Raw genomic sequence first — 16,622 nt, 5'->3', positions numbered from 1 at the left:
TCAAAAACCCAATTCATTCAGTGAACCTATCTTACTGAAAAAACGAAGCTTGTGCCAATATTCCCATGGGTTTTTCTTAATGACAAAGCTCTCTGATGGTGTATTAAACCAATCATAAAGACGCGTAAGTAAAAAACGCAAAGATGCTCCACGCGCCAACAAAATCATCGCATCCAATTCTACAAGAAGCAATGGTCTTATTTTTTGATAATTTTCCAAAAGTCTACGTGCTTTAGTAAGGCTATAGGAATGGTCCGGTTCAAAACACCAAGCATTCAAGCAGATCGCTAAATCATAAGCCAAAAAATCATTACAAGCAAAATAGAAATCTATAATACCAGAAAGATGATGGTTCAAAAAAAACACATTATCATTAAATAAATCAGCATGAATAATGCCGGTTGGTAAATTTGACGGCCAATTTTCCTGCAAAAAAGTCAATTCCATATCAATTTTTTGTTCAAATTCTCTTAATGATGCATCTTTGCTTGTTTGGCAATGTTTCCATAATAGCTTCCAATTCATAATAGAAAGAGTATTTTTACGACAGAGCGTAAAATCCTGTCCTGCTAAATGCAACTGCGCTAAACTCGTTCCCACTTCACCACAATGATATATATTAGGCTGGCGAATCCACATTCCTTCCAGAAAAGTAATAATAGCAGCAGGACGTCCTGCTAATTCACCGACTGTTGTTCCATCATTTTGTGCTACTAGTTGAGGACAAGGAATTCCACGTTGATTTAAATGTTGCATAAGGCTGAAAAAAAAGGCAAATCATCTTTTGCAATACGTTTTTCATAAAGTGTGAGAATAAATTTTCCTTCTGTTGTCTGGAGTATAAAATTAGAATTCTCTATCCCTTCTTCTATGCCTTGGTAGGATACAAGTGAACCTACCGAATAACGTGTCAAAAATATCTTCAAATCACTTGGTCGAATATCTGTATAAACTGCCATTATTTTGCTTTCGTTATAGGCATGATTGCACCTTGTTTTTCATTTTTTAGTGTCTTAACTCCACCATTCACAAAAGCCATATCTTGAGGTGTCAAAGTGATATCACGTAATTCACGACTCACTAAAAATGTTTCCGTTTCTACTACTGTTTCTGCCAATTCTATTGTAACATCATAACGCTTACGAAAAACTGAAATAATTTCATCAATAATAATTTCAGGAGCAGAAGCCCCCGCTGAAAGACTTATAATAGAAAGAGCACCCAGATGATCAAAATCTATTTCATCGGCACGCTGAACTAAAACTGCCCGCCGTGCACCAAACCTTTCAGCAACCTCTACCAAACGTCGCGAATTAGAAGAGTTTGGTGCTCCAACAATCAAAAATAAATCACTTCCCCTTGCTGCTGCCTTAACAGCATCTTGTCGATTCGTTGTAGCATAACAAATTGATTCGGAAGCTGGTGCCTCTAATGTAGGAAAACGTCGGTGTAGTATATCAAGAACTTCCGCCGTATCTTCAACAGAAAGGGTTGTTTGCGTTACAAATCCTAATTTGTCTGGATCATCTGGTTGATAATGTAAAGCATCTTTTACGGTTTCAATTAATGTAACACTCCCCTTTTCAAGCTGTCCCATTGTTCCGATTACCTCAGGATGGCCAGAATGGCCAATCAATATAACGTGACGGCCATGACGTTGATGCCGTATCGCTTGTTTGTGAACTTTAGAAACTAATGGGCAGGTTGCATCGAGATAAAACAAATTATAATGACGTGCCTCTGCTAGTACAGACTTCGGCACCCCATGGGCAGAAAATACCACAGGTTGACCACGGTGTTTTTCCGGAATTTCACTAAGTTCTTCAACAAAAACAGCACCGCGTTGTTGTAATCCTTCAACAACATAGCGGTTGTGTACAATTTCATGACGAACATACACTGGCCGACCATATTTTTTTAAAGCAAGAAGAACAATCTGAATAGCACGATCAACTCCTGCACAAAATCCACGTGGACCACAAAGACGCATTGTTAAAGGAGGAAGTACAGATAAAAACATCTCTAACTTTCACCATATGTTCAAAAAAATATTTTCATGTACTACATAAACAATGAAAAAAACAATTAGCAATAGTATACCCACCTTATAATGTATTCCTACGGTATTTTCTTCAGAAAAAGCTTTTTGTTTTCTCTTTCATCTAGCTCTATTAAAGAGTGATAAAAGACTAAACAAGAGCTTCAATCAAAAGAACTCCAAAGAGAGCAGCTAAATAAAATAACGAAAAGAAAAACAATTTTTTTGCCATCAAAATAGTTACATCATGTGTATCAGCTTTCCATAAGCGACAGGCAAAATAAACAAAAACAATACTTAAAATTGTTGAAAAAATACCATACAAAACTCCTACAAAACCAGTAATGTAGGGTCCAGCCGCACATATTGCCATTAAAACAGTATAAAATAAGATCTGTTTTTTTGTTGAATGCTCACCTCGTACATTAGGCATCATAGGAATGCCAGCTGCTTCATAATCAAGAGATGAAAAGAGAGAAAGAGACCAAAAATGTGGCGGAGTCCACATAAAAATGATTAAAAATAATAAAAAGCTATCAATACTTACTGTACCCGTTGTCGCCGACCACCCAATCATTGGTGGAAAAGCTCCAGATGCACCACCAATAACAATATTTTGCGGCGTTATACGTTTTAGCCAAATCGTATAAATAACGACATAAAAGAAAATTGTGAATGCAAGAAAAAATGCTGCAAACCAATTAATGAAGATCCCCATAACCAATACTGAAAAAATAGATAAAACCATACCAAAAATAAGTGCCCTCTTGCGACTGATTTTACCCATTGGGATAGGGCGATTTTTAGTACGTTCCATCACTGCGTCAATGTCAGCATCATACCACATATTAAGTGCCCCAGCTGCACCACCACCTATAGCAATACAAAAGATCGCTAAAAAACTATAAAATGGATGAATTGAAACAGGCGATACTACCAACCCAACTAGAGCTGTAAAGACAACAAGTGACATAACTCGTGGTTTTAATAACGTGATATAATCACCAATACTGGATTTTGGTTGAACTGATTTACCATTTACTGCCGATAATTCTCCTGAAACAGACATTCCATTCAAAGACCTTTTTCATTTTTGTCACCCACAAACAAATACTGCCTAGTATATGGGGTCGACCAATTAATATTATTGCGCTTCTGGGAACATATAGGATACCTCCCTCGTACATATTCCCTAGAAATAGATAGAAACATTTGCAACAAAAATATGTTTTTTCAGTATATTTTTCTTACATTATAAAGGTACCATAAAAAATATATTCCACCAAACATTATAGAGTAACCCTCCTTCTACCTACTACGATAGGTTTGTTTTTCTTGCTTTTTTATTACGTACATAGAGATTAATATGTTTGGGTAAAAAATGGTTTTGTGTTATACTGATATTGTTTTGAGTTAAGTATTTATTTTTATATAGAGCTATACATTAAGGGTGTATGGTTTGAGAGTTAGGGTTTCCTGTGGTGCTTTATAAATTGTTTAAAAAAATTTTTTCTGTTGGTGTTGTTATTTATACGCTCTGTAATATTTCTTTAAATCACGCGACTGCACAAACATCTCATGCACAAAATGTTCCTGCCCCACAAACTTACGGTGCGTGGACAAAAGTTTGTTCTATGCCACCAGGTACACCTAATATACAATGTGAAATTGTACAAAATGTACACACACAAAATCGCCATGATATTACTCTGCGCGTTACATTTTATAAACTTCCTAAAAATCAGGGAACTTTGATGCGTGTTTTTGTTCCGATCCGCGTGGAATTACGCCCCGGTATTGGACTTAAAATTGATGATAAAAATATGGGAAGATTAGAATATCGTCGCTGTCTTGGTGATAATTGTGTTGCTGAAGCTGTCCTTAAAGAGGATATATTACAGCACTTCTTAAAAGGTAAGATGGCGACCTACTTTATTTTTACAACACCTGAGCAAGCAATTGGAGGGCTCGTTGATCTCCATGGTCTTAGTGATGCTTATGCAACCCTACCAACATAAATAAAATTACGCATATTGAATGATGAAAATCTTATAACATGCTTCACGGCTTCTCAAAATAAAGCAAAGAAAAATCTTTCTCTGTACCCATGAAACAGGATAATGACCATGAAATCGCTTATTGATCATTTTGATATTGCTCCATCTCAAGTGCAATCACTTGTTCAAGAAACACTTCATCATGCTGATGATGGAGAACTTTATCTAGAATATACAGAAAGCGAAGTCCTTTTATTTGACAATGGACAATTTAAAAATGGCTCATTTCATCAAGATATGGGATTTGGTCTGCGCGTGGTTGCTGGAGAAGCTACGGGATATGCGCACTCTAGTGAATTATCAGCAGTTGCACTCAAACGTGCTAGTGAAGCAGCAAAAGCTGTAACCTATAATAATCATGCTGGGCCTTATAGCATAACACCTCAAAAAACAAATAAAAGACTTTATCAACCACATAATCCGCTTGATACCCCATCATTTGAAGAAAAAAGTGCACTTTTACAAAAAATTGATGCCTATTTACGAGCTAAAAATGATAAATTACATCAAGTTACTGTTGCTCTTTCTGGCTCATTACAGCATGTTGAAATTTTACGAGCAGACGGACATCTAGTTTGTGATGTGCGTCCTCTTGTACGTCTTTCTATATCTGTGGTTGCTGCTGAAGGTAATCGGCGTGAAAATGGCTTTTATGGATGTGGTGGGCGACAAGCATTTAGCAAATTCATTCATGAGGAAAATTGGAAACACGCTGCTGATGAAGCTTTGCGTATGGCTCTCATAAACTTAGATGCAGAAGCAGCACCCGCAGGGACATTTGATGTTGTCTTAGCTAATGGATGGCCAGGTGTTATGCTTCATGAAGCCGTAGGTCATGGCTTAGAAGGTGATTTTAATCGTAAAAAAACTTCTGCTTTTTCTGAACTTTTAGGCCAACAGGTTGCCGCAAAAGGTGTTACAGTTGTTGATGATGGGACAATTCCTCAGTGCCGTGGTTCACTCACCATTGATGATGAAGGCACTCCATCAGGATATAACGTTCTTATTGAAGATGGAAAACTTATTGGTTTTATGCAAGACAGGCTGAATGCCCGGCTTATGGGAATGAAGCCAACAGGAAATGGACGACGTGAATCCTATGCGCATGCACCAATGCCAAGAATGACCAATACCATTATGCTAGGAGGTGACAAAACACCTGAAGAAATTCTATCCTCACTCAAAAATGGTATTTATGCTGTTTCATTTGGCGGAGGACAAGTTGATATTACTTCTGGAAAATTTGTTTTCGAATGCACTGAAGCATATCGAGTAGAAAATGGCAAAATTGTAGCCCCCATAAAAGGTGCAACCCTTATCGGAAATGGACCCGATGCTATGAAACGTATCACAATGATTGGCAATGATAGTAAACTTGATAATGGTATCGGTATGTGTGGAAAAGCTGGACAAAATGTTCCTGTGGGCGTTGGACAGCCTCATTTGCGAATTAATAATATGACAATTGGTGGCACAGCACTTTCATGAAATATACCAAATTCATTTCGTTAAAGGATTTTTAATGGAATTAAAAAGTCTTTTCATGAAGCTAAAGCTTCCAGTCTGATTTTACTTTGCGCTTTCTTAAAAGGGCGATAATTTCAACATGCGGTGACCATAAAAATTGATCAATCGGTATGACTTTTTCTACTGTATAGCCACTAGCAATAAGTAAAGATAAATCACGAGCAAATGTAATAGGATTACATGAAATTGCTGCTATACGGGGTATTGTTGCCTTAGCCAATTCACGCACTTGTTTTTCTGCACCACTACGTGGAGGATTAAAAACAACAGATTCAAAACATTCAAGTTCCCTTACAGAGAGTGGACAACGAAAAAGATCGCGTTTTTCACAAGTTACGGTTTTCAAACCAACTGCAAAACGGGCTGCTAATTCTAAGTTTTTTAACGCTTTCTCATCATTCTCTACCGCGTGAACATTCACCTTTTTAGCCATACGCAAAGCAAATGTTCCCACTCCTGAGAACAAATCAAGAGCATTCTTTGTCTTTTTAAAATGAGTTAAAATAATATCGCCCATAATATTTTCTGCTTCAGACGTCGCTTGGAGAAAACCTCCTGCAGGAAATTCAACACAGACATCTCCAAAGTAAATTAATGGTTTTTCTCGTTCAACAAAAACTTCACCTTCAACAGATAAGCGTGTAATTCCACATGCAAGAGCTGTATGAATTATTTTCTGACGGAGCAATTCATGGTGTATAATACAACCGCTTACAGCAACATCTAAACCATTTGCAATACATGTTACCGTTATGTGAAATCGTTTGGCATGATTGCTTAAAAAAGCACAGAGTTTCCTGATATCACCGAGTTTAGATATAATTTGTGAACAGCTTACTGGACATTCTTCAAGAGAGACAATTTCATGAGAGAGGTGACGATTAAATCCGACTCTCTGACCTTGTGGTGTCATAGATGCCGTGAGAGTCATTCGCCGGCGACTATAGGGGGAACACCCTATTAAAGGTGAAACAGCAACATCAAGTTTATATTCTTTCAGAGCATCAATCACCAGTTGTCTCTTCCATTCATGATAAGAATCGATATGCCAATGTTGAAGCATACATCCACCACACTCTCCAAAATGCCTGCATAGAGCATCAATGCGTTGTGGTGATTTTTTCTTTAATGCTATAAGTGTGGCATATTTTCCATGAATAGCGATTTCGGCACATTCTCCTGGTAAAGTAAAAGGAACATAAACAAAGTCATGCAATGTTTTGATAACACCATAACCATTTACTCCAATATGATCGATTATGACATTGTCATTCACTGTTGTTTTTCTCCAAATAACAAATATTCTACATTGCCGTCACCACCGACAATAGGTGAAGGAAGCAAAGCTTTTGCACTCCATCCACTTTGCGTATTCAGCCAATTAAAAAGTTCTTCAGCAGTTTGTTTAGCTATTGATGGGTCTTTTAATACTCCCCTCTTACCAAGATGTTGACGACCAACCTCAAATTGAGGCTTTACCAATAAAACAGCTTGTGCACCCTTCTCGGCTAAAGATAAGACAGGAGGTAATGCAAGCTTGAGAGAAATAAAACTAACATCTGAAACAATGAGATTTATTTTCCGCCCGCCTAAATGTTCTGATTTTAAATCTCTAACATTCAAACCTTCTAATAAGGTTATCGCATCATTGTTCGATAAACGTGTGTCTAATTGATGATGACCGACATCAACAGCAATAACATGGGCTGCTCCACGTTCTAAGAGAACTTGCGTAAAACCACCTGTCGATGCACCAATATCAAGAGCAGTCACTTTATCCGTTATAATTGGAAATGTATCAAGTGCACTAATCAATTTTAATGCCGCACGTGAAACATAATTCTGCGCCGGATCGCAAACGATTATCTCTGCATCATCAGAAACGATTTGCCCAGCTTTTAAAATGATTTCGCCATTAACTTTAACGGTTTTACGTATAACTGCATCACGTGCTCGAGAGCGTGTTTTAAAAAAGTTCCTTTCAACTAAAAAAATATCGAGCCTTTTCCCGGCAACCATTTCACACTCAAATCTTCTGTACTGTCCGAATCTTGCGTCCCAAAGCAGTAAAAACTGTGTTAACAATACCAGTAACATCAAGCCCTATACGTGAAAGAACTTTCTCTGGTGAACCATGATTCAAATATTCATCAGGAAGTTTTAAGGTACGAACTTTTAAACCCTGTTCTAAAAGCCCTTCTTGCGCTAAAAATTGTAATAAATGGGCTCCAAATCCGCCTACCGCACCTTCTTCAATTGTCACCAATACTTCATGCTCACGCGCCAAACGACGCATCAAATCCTTATCTAAAGGCTTTGCAAACCGCGCATCTGCGACCGTTGTAGATAACCCTTCCGCACCCAGCACATCAGCAGCCTCTAACACTTCTGGCATTCGCGTTCCAAAACAAACTAAAGCAACCCTGTTTCCCTCACGTAAAAGACGCCCTTTGCCAATCTCTAATAACTCACCACGCTGCGGTAAATCTATGCCAACACCTTCACCACGCGGATAACGAAAAGAAATTGGTCCCTGATCATAAGCTGCAGCAGTACGTACCATATGCATCAGCTCAACTTCATCAGAGGGCGCCATCACAACAAATTCAGGTAGAGTGGCTAAAAAAACAATATCAAAATTGCCAGCGTGCGTTGCGCCATCTGCTCCTACAAAACCTGCGCGATCAATTGCAAAACGCACAGGCAATTTTTGAATTGATACATCATGAATAATCTGATCATAAGCACGTTGTAAAAAAGTAGAATAAATCGCGACAAAAGGCTTGTAGCCTTCACAAGCAATGCCTGCAGCAAAAGTTACGGCATGCTGCTCAGCAATACCAACATCAAACATTCTTTTAGGAAATTTTTCTGCGAAAGCATCAAGACCTGTCCCTGTTGGCATTGCTGCAGTTATACTCACAATTTTATCATCATGTGTGGCTTCTTCTATTAAAGCCTTAGAAAATACCTTCGTATAGGGCAGAGCACGGCTTGGCGTTTTAACCTGTTTCCCTGTTGTAATATCAAAACGGTTAACACCATGATATTTATCCGATGACGCTTCGGCAGGTGCATATCCTTTACCCTTATGGGTTACAACATGTACCAAAACAGGACCATGAGGATATTCGCGAACATTTTTTAAAACAGGTAATAAATGCTTTAAGTTATGACCATCTATCGGTCCAACATAATAAAAACCAAGCTCTTCAAATAAAGTTCCCCCAACCAAAAGGCCACGTGCAAACTCCTCTGAAAGACGTGCTTTATCTAAAAAAAACCTAGGCAATTTCTCTCCCAGTAACTTTACCCGTTCACGCAAACTACGGTAAGCAGGACGAGAAACCAAACGTGCAAGATGTGCACTCATAGCACCCGTGGGTGGTGCAATAGACATATCGTTGTCATTAAGAATAACAATCAAACGCGCGTTTAAAGCACCTGCATTATTCATCGCTTCATAAGCCATACCAGCGGACATGGCACCATCACCAATGATAGCAATGACATTGCGTTTTGTCTCTGCTTTTAAAGCACTTGCCACAGACATACCAAGACCAGCCGAAATGGAAGTAGAAGAATGGCCCGCACCGAATGGATCATACACACTTTCGGAACGCTTCGTAAAACCTGATAATCCACCCTCTTGACGTAATGTGCGGATTCTATCTCTACGCCCTGTTAAAATTTTATGCGGATAAGCTTGGTGACCAACATCCCAAATGATCCTATCCTCAGGGGTCTGAAAAACATAATGCAACGCAATAGTGAGCTCGACAACACCAAGTCCAGCACCAAGATGGCCACCTGTTACAGAAACCGCATCAATCGTTTCCGTCCGCAACTCATTAGCTAACCTTACCAAATCAGACTCAGGTAATGCCCGCAAATCATGAGGCAAACAAATACGATCAAGTAATGGCGTCAATCTCCGAGACAAAAAAGGCTCCTTAATACTATTTTATCAAATAAATGAAATGATAAGAACATGTTTCCCTCTCTCCTATTTATAGTTTTGCATATTTTCACTGGAAAACATTTTTTATTGGAAACATGTTATGTTTTTTCTTTTTACGTGTTTATTCTACAATAAAGAAATCAATAAAATGCGTTTCCTAAAACTCAATTATTGTATCTCCTGTCTTGCCACATAAATATCCCTAAACGATTCAGTGTTCTTTAGAATCAAGAGGCTCTACACCTTCTGGAAAACCTTCTCGTGAAAGTTGAATTTTTTCAACCTTAGCTTCAGCTACTTTCAAGAGTTTCTCGCAATGCTGTTTAAGAGACTCGCCTCGCTCATAAATATCAATTGACTGTTCTAAAGGAACATCCCCGCGTTCTAAATTCTCAACAATTACTTCAAGTTGTTTAAGTGCTTCTTCAAAACTTAACGTCGTAATATCTCCCTTATTTGTCTCTTGTTTCATGTAATCCTCACAAAATCTCTGTTCTGGATATATGGACTCCAAAACCTTCTAAACCCACATAATGATGCTCTTGAGAAGCATAAACAATAACAGAACGAATCCCTAAATATTTCAAAATTTGCGATGCTAAACCAATTTGGCACCATTTTTTTTCACGTTCAATTGCTTGCACATGGCTTTCTAAATTTTTTTTCATACTCTTCTGACTGCCAATAGCTGATTGTATACCAACAGATTCTTCACGCAAATAAACAAACACACCACATTCTTCTTTTTTCATCATACACTGCATAAGGGCTATGATATCCACAGATTGCCCCAAAACATTGTTCAAAATATTTTCATGATATAAATATACAGGAATATTTTCACCTTTACTGATATCACCAAAAACAATTGTAATATGTTGCACGTCTTCCCAAGGAAGTTGATAACTTTGTACAATAGCTGGTCCTATTGATGTTTCAATCGGCATTTCTCCAACTTGTTTGATCAAAATTTCTTTACATTGGCGATAAGCAATCAAATCTGCAACCGTTATGATATGTAACTTATTCTCTTGTGCAAATTTTGTAATCTCATCTCCATGCTTAACGCTGCCATCATCATTAACCAATTCACCGATAACTCCAACGGGAGGCAAACCAACTAATTTACATAAATCAACAGCTGCTTCCGTGTGACCTGAACGCATAAGAACCCCCCCTTCATGCGCAATTAAAGGAAAAATATGTCCAGGACGAACAAAATCGTTTGGAACAGCATTCGAATTAGCAAGATGACGCACAGCTAATGTACGATCGTGCGCTGAAATTCCCGTTGTTATCCCATGTTTAAAATCAACAGTCACAGTAAACTGGGTACGATGGGCAGAATCGTTATCTGGTACCATAGGAGTAAGATGAAACCGTTGCGCTTCTTCTTTTGGCATAGGAGCACAGACAATACCTGTTGTATGACGAATGATAAATGCCATCTTTTCTTCTGTACAATGGGCAGCAGCAACCGTTAAATCACCTTCATTTTCACGGCCTTCATCATCGGTAACTACGACAATTTCACCACGTTCAAAAGCTTGGAGTGTTGAAACAATTTTTTCTTCGTCATACGCCATTATTTACCTTTCAAATCATCCAACCTGACCGCGATGCCTCAGATAATGGTCTGCAATAGCACAGGCAACCATTGCTTCGCCAACAGGAACAGCACGAATTCCAACACAAGGATCATGACGCCCTTTCGTTACAACATCTATTTCTTTCCCATTAACATCGATCGAACGACACGGTGTTAAAATTGATGAAGTAGGCTTCACAGCGAAACGCGCGATTATTGGCTGTCCACTCGATATTCCACCTAAAACACCACCGGCATGATTAGATAAAAAGTGTGGTTTTCCGTCACTTCCCATTCGCATTTCATCTGCATTTTCTTCTCCTCTCAGGTGAGAGGCAGCAAAACCATCACCTATTTCCACCCCTTTGACCGCATTAATCGACATAAGGAATGACGCGATATCTTGATCAAGTTTTGCGTAAATCGGTGCTCCTAAACCTGGTGGAACATTTTCTGCAATAATTTCAACAACAGCACCAACAGATGAACCATCTTTGCGCACTTTATCGATATAGTCACTAAAAAACTGTACCATCTCGGCATCAGGTGTAAAAAAAGAATTGTTATTAACCTCTGACCAATTCCAACGATCACGATTAATCGTATGGGGACCAATCGCTATCACTGCTCCTCGTACAATCAAATTAGGAACAATTTTACGCGCAAGAGCACCGGCCGCAACACGCGCTGCCGTCTCACGCGCTGAAGCTCGTCCGCCACCTCGAAAATCACGAATGCCATATTTAACATCATATGTATAATCCGCATGGCCAGGACGATACTGATGAGCAATAGCGCCATAATCTTGAGAGCGTTGATTTGTATTTCGAATCAAAAGAGAAATTGGTGTACCCGTTGCTACAAAGGTTGTTCCCTCATCCTGAGAAATAACACCTGAAAGGACCTCTACTCTATCCAGTTCTTGACGCTGCGTTGTATATTTGGACTGTCCTGGTCTGCGTTTATCAAGATAAGCTTGAATATCTGAAAGCGTAAAAGTAATACCAGGAGGGCAACCATCAATAACACAACCAAGAGCAGCTCCATGGCTTTCTCCCCATGTTGTGACGCGAAACAAATGACCAAATGTATTATGCGACATGAAAAATGACCCGTTTCTTCGTCAAATATACGCAACAACAGCCTATATTGTGCTGTATAAAAAAGTTACTCTCCCCAAATACCATTGGCCGTTTTAAATTCGATCAAATCACTTTTATCGAATCAAGCTTTACTCTTTAATGACAGAAATATCCGGCGCATCTACAGCTTTCATGCCTATGATATTATAACCTGAATCAACATGATGCACTTCACCTGTAACAGAACGAGACAAATCTGAAAGAAAGTAAAGAGCAGAATCACCAACTTCTTCAATTGTTACCGTTCGACGTAAGGGAGCATTATATTCATTCCATTTTAAGATATAACGAAAATCACCAATGCCAGAAGCAGCTAAGGTCTTGATTGGTCCAGCAGATAGAGCATTAACACGGATATTCTTTGGACCTAAATCCACTGCAAGATATTTCACACTTGCTTCAAGAGCGGCTTTGGCAACTCCCATCACATTATAATTAGGAACAACTTTTTCTGCACCATAATAACTTAGTGTTAAAATTGAACCACCATCCGGCATCAATTTCTCTGCACGCTTTGCTAAAGCCGTTAAGGAATAAACAGAAATATTCATGGTCATCATAAAATTCGATTCGCTAATATCAATATAACGACCACTTAATTCATCTTTATCAGAAAAACCAATAGCATGAACTAAAAAATCGAGTTTACCCCACTTCTTCTCTATTTCTCTAAAAACTGTATCAATAGATGCACTATCAGAAACATCACAATGACCGCAAACGAAACCTTGTACTTCCGCAGCCAAAGGCTCAACACGCTTTTTCATCGCATCACCCTGATAGGTAAAAGCAAGCTCTGCTCCGGCAGCATTTGCTGCCTTAGCTATCCCCCAAGCGATGGAACGATTATTGGCTAATCCCAAAATTAAACCACGCTTATCGTACAATAAACCATTACCTTTAGCCATTAGCACTGCCCCATTGTTACTTAAAATTAATATTATTCATCTGCCTATGGCATAGGTCAACTTTTTCTTCAAGTAATTGCTTTAAAAACTGTGCTTTTATATCACTCAAGCGTTAATCCTTTTGCATTTGCAAAAATTGCTCTAAACTAGCATCCCCACCTTCTGGTAACATTATACGAACATGCACATAAAGATCATCTCTCGTGCCATTTTTTAAACGAAGCCCTTTTCCTTTCAACCGTAAAACACGATCAGAGCTTGACCAAGCAGGAATCGTTAAAACTACACGGCCTTCTAAGGTCTCAATTTCCTCTTTTGCTCCCAGAACAGCATGTTTAAGAGAAACTGGTAAATCAAGATGGAGGGCTCTTCCTTCAACGCGCAAACGAGGATGTTTTTGAATCTGAATCGTTATCAAAGCATCTCCAGCTTGCCCATAAGCCACCTCTTCTCCTTGGCCTTTTAAACGAATGGTTTGCCCATCTTCAACATAGTCTGGAAGTTTAATTTTTAACCTTTTTCCACCAGGAAAGACAGCTTCTACCTTTTCCGCCCCAACCATCTGTTCCAACGTTATTGCAAGATTAGCACGAACATGCGCCCCTTGTTGAGGCCTATTATATCGTGCTGAATTCGAAAAGCTTCCTCCCCTGCTAAATAGATCGCGAAAAATATCACTGGCATCAAAACCTGCACCACTTGAAGAAGAAAAATCAAACCCTTTTCTTCTTCCTGAAAACGGATTGTGATTATTGCTAAAATTTTCACCAGCACCATAAGCTTGATATAGTGGCTTTCCTTCCATATCAATTTCACCGCGGTCAAATTGTGCCCTTTTGTCCTTATCCCCTATAATTTCATAAGCTTGATTAATTTCAGAAAACTTTTCTTTAGCTTTTACATCATTCACATTGTGGTCTGGATGATATTTCTTTGCTAACTTTCTGAATGCTGATTTAATTTCTTGCGGTTTTGCGGTACGTGCCACACCCAAAATCGTGTAGGGATCACGCATATTGCCCTCTTTTCAATTTTTCTGTTTTTAAAATATCAACTGATATATTGTCCAATATTTTTCATAATTCATCACTCTCTTTCCAAGAATGATTTTTCTTCTCTTTATATGTCTATCAAGAAACTAAAATACCAGATAAAATAGATATTTTATTTCATTTGGCTCATCGCGTTTTATACTAAAGACAAAAATGGTAAAGATACCATAATAGTATGTGACGGTATTAGTTTCTCACAATGAGAAGAAATAGCGTTTTATTTCTTGATGACAAAATAAATTAACGAACTACTCACTCATATTCGTGGACATTTGGAGATATTATGAGCAATAAAATACAAATAGATGATAGTTTTATGCAAATGCAAAAACCTTTCACCCTTTTTGCAAAGTGGCTTGAAGAAGCAAAAATGAGTGAGATAAATGACCCTAATGCTATGGCATTAGCAACCGTTGACGAAACGGGGTTGCCTAATGTCCGTATGGTGCTTCTCAAAGATTATAGTTCTCAAGGTTTCGTTTTCTATACAAATTATGAAAGCCAAAAAGGAAAAGAAATTTTACAATCAATGAAAGCATCCTTAGCCTTTCATTGGAAATCGTTGCGTCGTCAGGTCAGAATTCGGGGAATTGTTGAAAAAATCAGTGTTCAAGAAGCAGATGCATATTTTCAATCGCGTCCACGTCGGAGTCGAATTGGTGCGTGGGCATCTAAACAATCTCGCCCCTTAGAAAACCGTTTTGTCCTCGAAAAAGCAATTGCTCAATATACGACACGTTATGCAGTAGGGAATATCCCACGTCCACCCTATTGGTCTGGATTTCGCGTTAAACCCCTCTCTATCGAATTCTGGCGTGATCGCCCATTTCGTTTACATGATCGCCTCCTTTTTACACGCGATTGTGTTGAACAAAATAATTGGCAAAAGCAAAAACTTTATCCCTAATTCTCCAAAATTTCATTGTTATTGAAAATCTTGTCCTCATAACAATGAGACAATTCTTTTCAAAATAAAAATTAAATCATTGATTTGAAAAAAATCTCTTCTCTTTCTATGAAAACCTTGGCTGATAATAATCTTTTTCTTACTGTATAGCTTGAAAAAAGGTTAAAGTTATAAAGACTTCAACTAAACTTAGCTACCTTTAATGAGAATACTCAGCTTGTTTCAATGGAGCGCAAAATAAAGCTTATCTATCAAATGCAAATAGATTCTTAAAAATTGTCAAGGATAATAAATTTAAAATCAATAAACACAGGCTTTTATCTTCAATATCCTATGACAGATATCCATTTCAACATAACGTAATACATAATGTTATTTTTTAACTTGTTGTTAAATCGCAGAGGAAAATATCATCCATATACCACCACATATTAAACCAGCAAAAATTACAAAACCAATAAATGAGTTCGATTTGAAAAGCTTTAGACATTGTGAACTGTCATTTATATCAATAACTTTAATTTGAATGAACATATGAATACTTGCTACCAAAATCCCCAAAAAGCTAATAAGAGGAACTTTTGCTAAATAAAATGCTAAACTGATGAGCACCACAAAACCGCTATAAAAAAATACCAACGCACGCTTGGTACCTTCACCAAAGAGAAGAGCTGTGGAGAGTACGCCAACAGTTGCATCATCCTCTTTATCTTGATGCGCGTAAATTGTATCATAACCTATCGTCCATAAGATGGATCCCATATAAAGAAAAATTGGTGACCAATTCAAACTTCCCCATACAACTGCCCATCCCATTAATGCTCCCCAATTAAATGCAATACCTAAAAAAACTGTGGCCAATATGTTATGCGTTTCATAAAAGGATAGAGTGCAACTGCTACCAATGACGAGATCCCTAAAAAAAACTATATCTATTAAATTGTGACAAGATGCCTAAACCAACCAAACATTGCACCAATATAAAAAGCTTTGCCTGAAACCGACTTACATGGCCTGTTGGCAATGGACGAGAACGTGTTCTCTCTACCTGAGAATCAATTTGATGATCGATAAGATCGTTCCAAGTACAGCCTGCACCCCGCATTGCTATGGAACCTAAAAGGAAAAGCAAGAGATACCAAAACCAATGCAATAACGCTGATAAAAGAGGTAATGGGTACGTTTCAAAGGAATACATTTCGTAAGAGATAAAAGCCATCGTTGTGGACCAAAAACAAGGCCACATCAATAACTGCCAACCAATAGGCCTATCCCAACGTGCTAATTGAGCATAAAACCATACAGAAGGAGGTAGAAAACGATAGACCCACTGTCTAGAAGATGCATCCATCACTCGTCCCCGATTCTCGCAGGATTGAATATGTGCAATATTTTTATTTTTTTTCATCAAATAATTTTACCTTTAGTCTTGCGATAGAGGC

General features: G+C 38.2%; 13 protein-coding genes and 2 pseudogenes. 3 read left to right on the top strand and 12 right to left on the bottom strand.

Annotation, left to right across the window (positions count from 1 at the left end):
- The 3 genes and pseudogenes from QWU_RS09110 to cyoE form a co-directional block, all read right to left on the bottom strand.
- Nucleotides 1–959: pseudogene (locus QWU_RS09110) on the bottom strand (homoserine kinase).
- A complete protein-coding gene (ispH, locus tag QWU_RS04670; protein ID WP_006589198.1) occupies nucleotides 959–2,020 on the bottom strand; it encodes a 4-hydroxy-3-methylbut-2-enyl diphosphate reductase in 1,062 nt (353 codons plus the stop codon). Before ispH ends, QWU_RS09110 begins: the two are co-directional and overlap by 1 nt.
- A 169-nt stretch (nucleotides 2,021–2,189) precedes the next feature.
- The gene (gene cyoE / locus QWU_RS04665; RefSeq protein WP_006589197.1) at nucleotides 2,190–3,107 is read right to left on the bottom strand and encodes a heme o synthase; all 918 of its coding nucleotides are present in this window, start codon (nucleotides 3,105–3,107) and stop codon (nucleotides 2,190–2,192) included.
- Nucleotides 3,108–3,516: 409 nt separating this feature from the next.
- On the opposite strand from cyoE, the gene QWU_RS04660 reads away from it, so the two are divergent.
- Together QWU_RS04660 and tldD are read left to right on the top strand one after the other, a co-directional pair.
- On the top strand, nucleotides 3,517–4,056 hold the full coding sequence (locus QWU_RS04660) for an invasion associated locus B family protein (RefSeq protein ID WP_006589196.1): 540 nt from the start codon (nucleotides 3,517–3,519) through the stop codon (nucleotides 4,054–4,056).
- A 108-nt stretch (nucleotides 4,057–4,164) separates the two neighbouring features.
- Nucleotides 4,165–5,583 carry a metalloprotease TldD gene (gene tldD, locus QWU_RS04655; RefSeq protein WP_006589195.1) on the top strand — a complete coding sequence of 473 codons (1,419 nt, stop codon included), beginning with the start codon at nucleotides 4,165–4,167 and terminating at the stop codon, nucleotides 5,581–5,583.
- A 61-nt stretch (nucleotides 5,584–5,644) separates the two neighbouring features.
- Here the strand turns inward: tldD and QWU_RS04650 are convergent, their stop codons facing one another.
- From QWU_RS04650 to QWU_RS04615, 8 genes are all read right to left on the bottom strand, one after another.
- The gene (locus QWU_RS04650; protein ID WP_006589194.1) at nucleotides 5,645–6,898 is read right to left on the bottom strand and encodes a class I SAM-dependent RNA methyltransferase; all 1,254 of its coding nucleotides are present in this window, start codon (nucleotides 6,896–6,898) and stop codon (nucleotides 5,645–5,647) included.
- The gene (locus QWU_RS04645) at nucleotides 6,895–7,641 is read right to left on the bottom strand and encodes a TlyA family RNA methyltransferase (protein WP_006589193.1); all 747 of its coding nucleotides are present in this window, start codon (nucleotides 7,639–7,641) and stop codon (nucleotides 6,895–6,897) included. The genes QWU_RS04650 and QWU_RS04645 overlap by 4 nt, the downstream gene beginning before the upstream one ends.
- Nucleotides 7,642–7,648: 7 nt before the next feature.
- Entirely contained in the window at nucleotides 7,649–9,565 is a 1,917-nt protein-coding gene (gene dxs, locus QWU_RS04640; protein WP_006589192.1) for a 1-deoxy-D-xylulose-5-phosphate synthase, read from the bottom strand.
- Nucleotides 9,566–9,794: 229 nt separating this feature from the next.
- Nucleotides 9,795–10,055, bottom strand: a complete 261-nt coding sequence (locus tag QWU_RS04635) for an exodeoxyribonuclease VII small subunit (RefSeq protein ID WP_006589191.1) — start codon at nucleotides 10,053–10,055, stop codon at nucleotides 9,795–9,797.
- 7 nt (nucleotides 10,056–10,062) lie between these two features.
- On the bottom strand, nucleotides 10,063–11,169 hold the full coding sequence (ribB, locus tag QWU_RS04630; RefSeq protein WP_017196305.1) for a 3,4-dihydroxy-2-butanone-4-phosphate synthase: 1,107 nt from the start codon (nucleotides 11,167–11,169) through the stop codon (nucleotides 10,063–10,065).
- Between the two features lie 15 nt (nucleotides 11,170–11,184).
- Entirely contained in the window at nucleotides 11,185–12,273 is a 1,089-nt protein-coding gene (gene aroC / locus QWU_RS04625; RefSeq protein ID WP_006589189.1) for a chorismate synthase, read from the bottom strand.
- Between the two features lie 129 nt (nucleotides 12,274–12,402).
- The gene (fabI, locus tag QWU_RS04620; protein WP_006589188.1) at nucleotides 12,403–13,221 is read right to left on the bottom strand and encodes an enoyl-ACP reductase FabI; all 819 of its coding nucleotides are present in this window, start codon (nucleotides 13,219–13,221) and stop codon (nucleotides 12,403–12,405) included.
- 112 nt (nucleotides 13,222–13,333) lie between these two features.
- Nucleotides 13,334–14,236, bottom strand: a complete 903-nt coding sequence (locus tag QWU_RS04615) for a DnaJ C-terminal domain-containing protein (RefSeq protein WP_006589187.1) — start codon at nucleotides 14,234–14,236, stop codon at nucleotides 13,334–13,336.
- A gap of 320 nt (nucleotides 14,237–14,556) precedes the next feature.
- Here QWU_RS04615 and pdxH point away from each other — a divergent pair, with 320 nt between their 5' ends.
- Nucleotides 14,557–15,180 (top strand): pyridoxamine 5'-phosphate oxidase, encoded by a 624-nt coding sequence (pdxH, locus tag QWU_RS04610; protein WP_006589186.1) that lies wholly within the window; start codon nucleotides 14,557–14,559, stop codon nucleotides 15,178–15,180.
- A 390-nt stretch (nucleotides 15,181–15,570) separates the two neighbouring features.
- Here the strand turns inward: pdxH and ubiA are convergent.
- Nucleotides 15,571–16,588 (bottom strand): annotated as a pseudogene (gene ubiA / locus QWU_RS09105) (4-hydroxybenzoate octaprenyltransferase).
- Between the last annotated feature and the right edge of the window lie 34 nt (nucleotides 16,589–16,622).

This window comes from Bartonella birtlesii IBS 325, assembly GCF_000273375.1.
In the GTDB taxonomy this organism is placed as follows: Bacteria; Pseudomonadota; Alphaproteobacteria; order Rhizobiales; family Rhizobiaceae; genus Bartonella; species Bartonella birtlesii.
The sequence above is the reverse complement of the archived record's forward strand: the minus strand, read 5'-3'. Positions and strand labels throughout refer to the sequence as shown.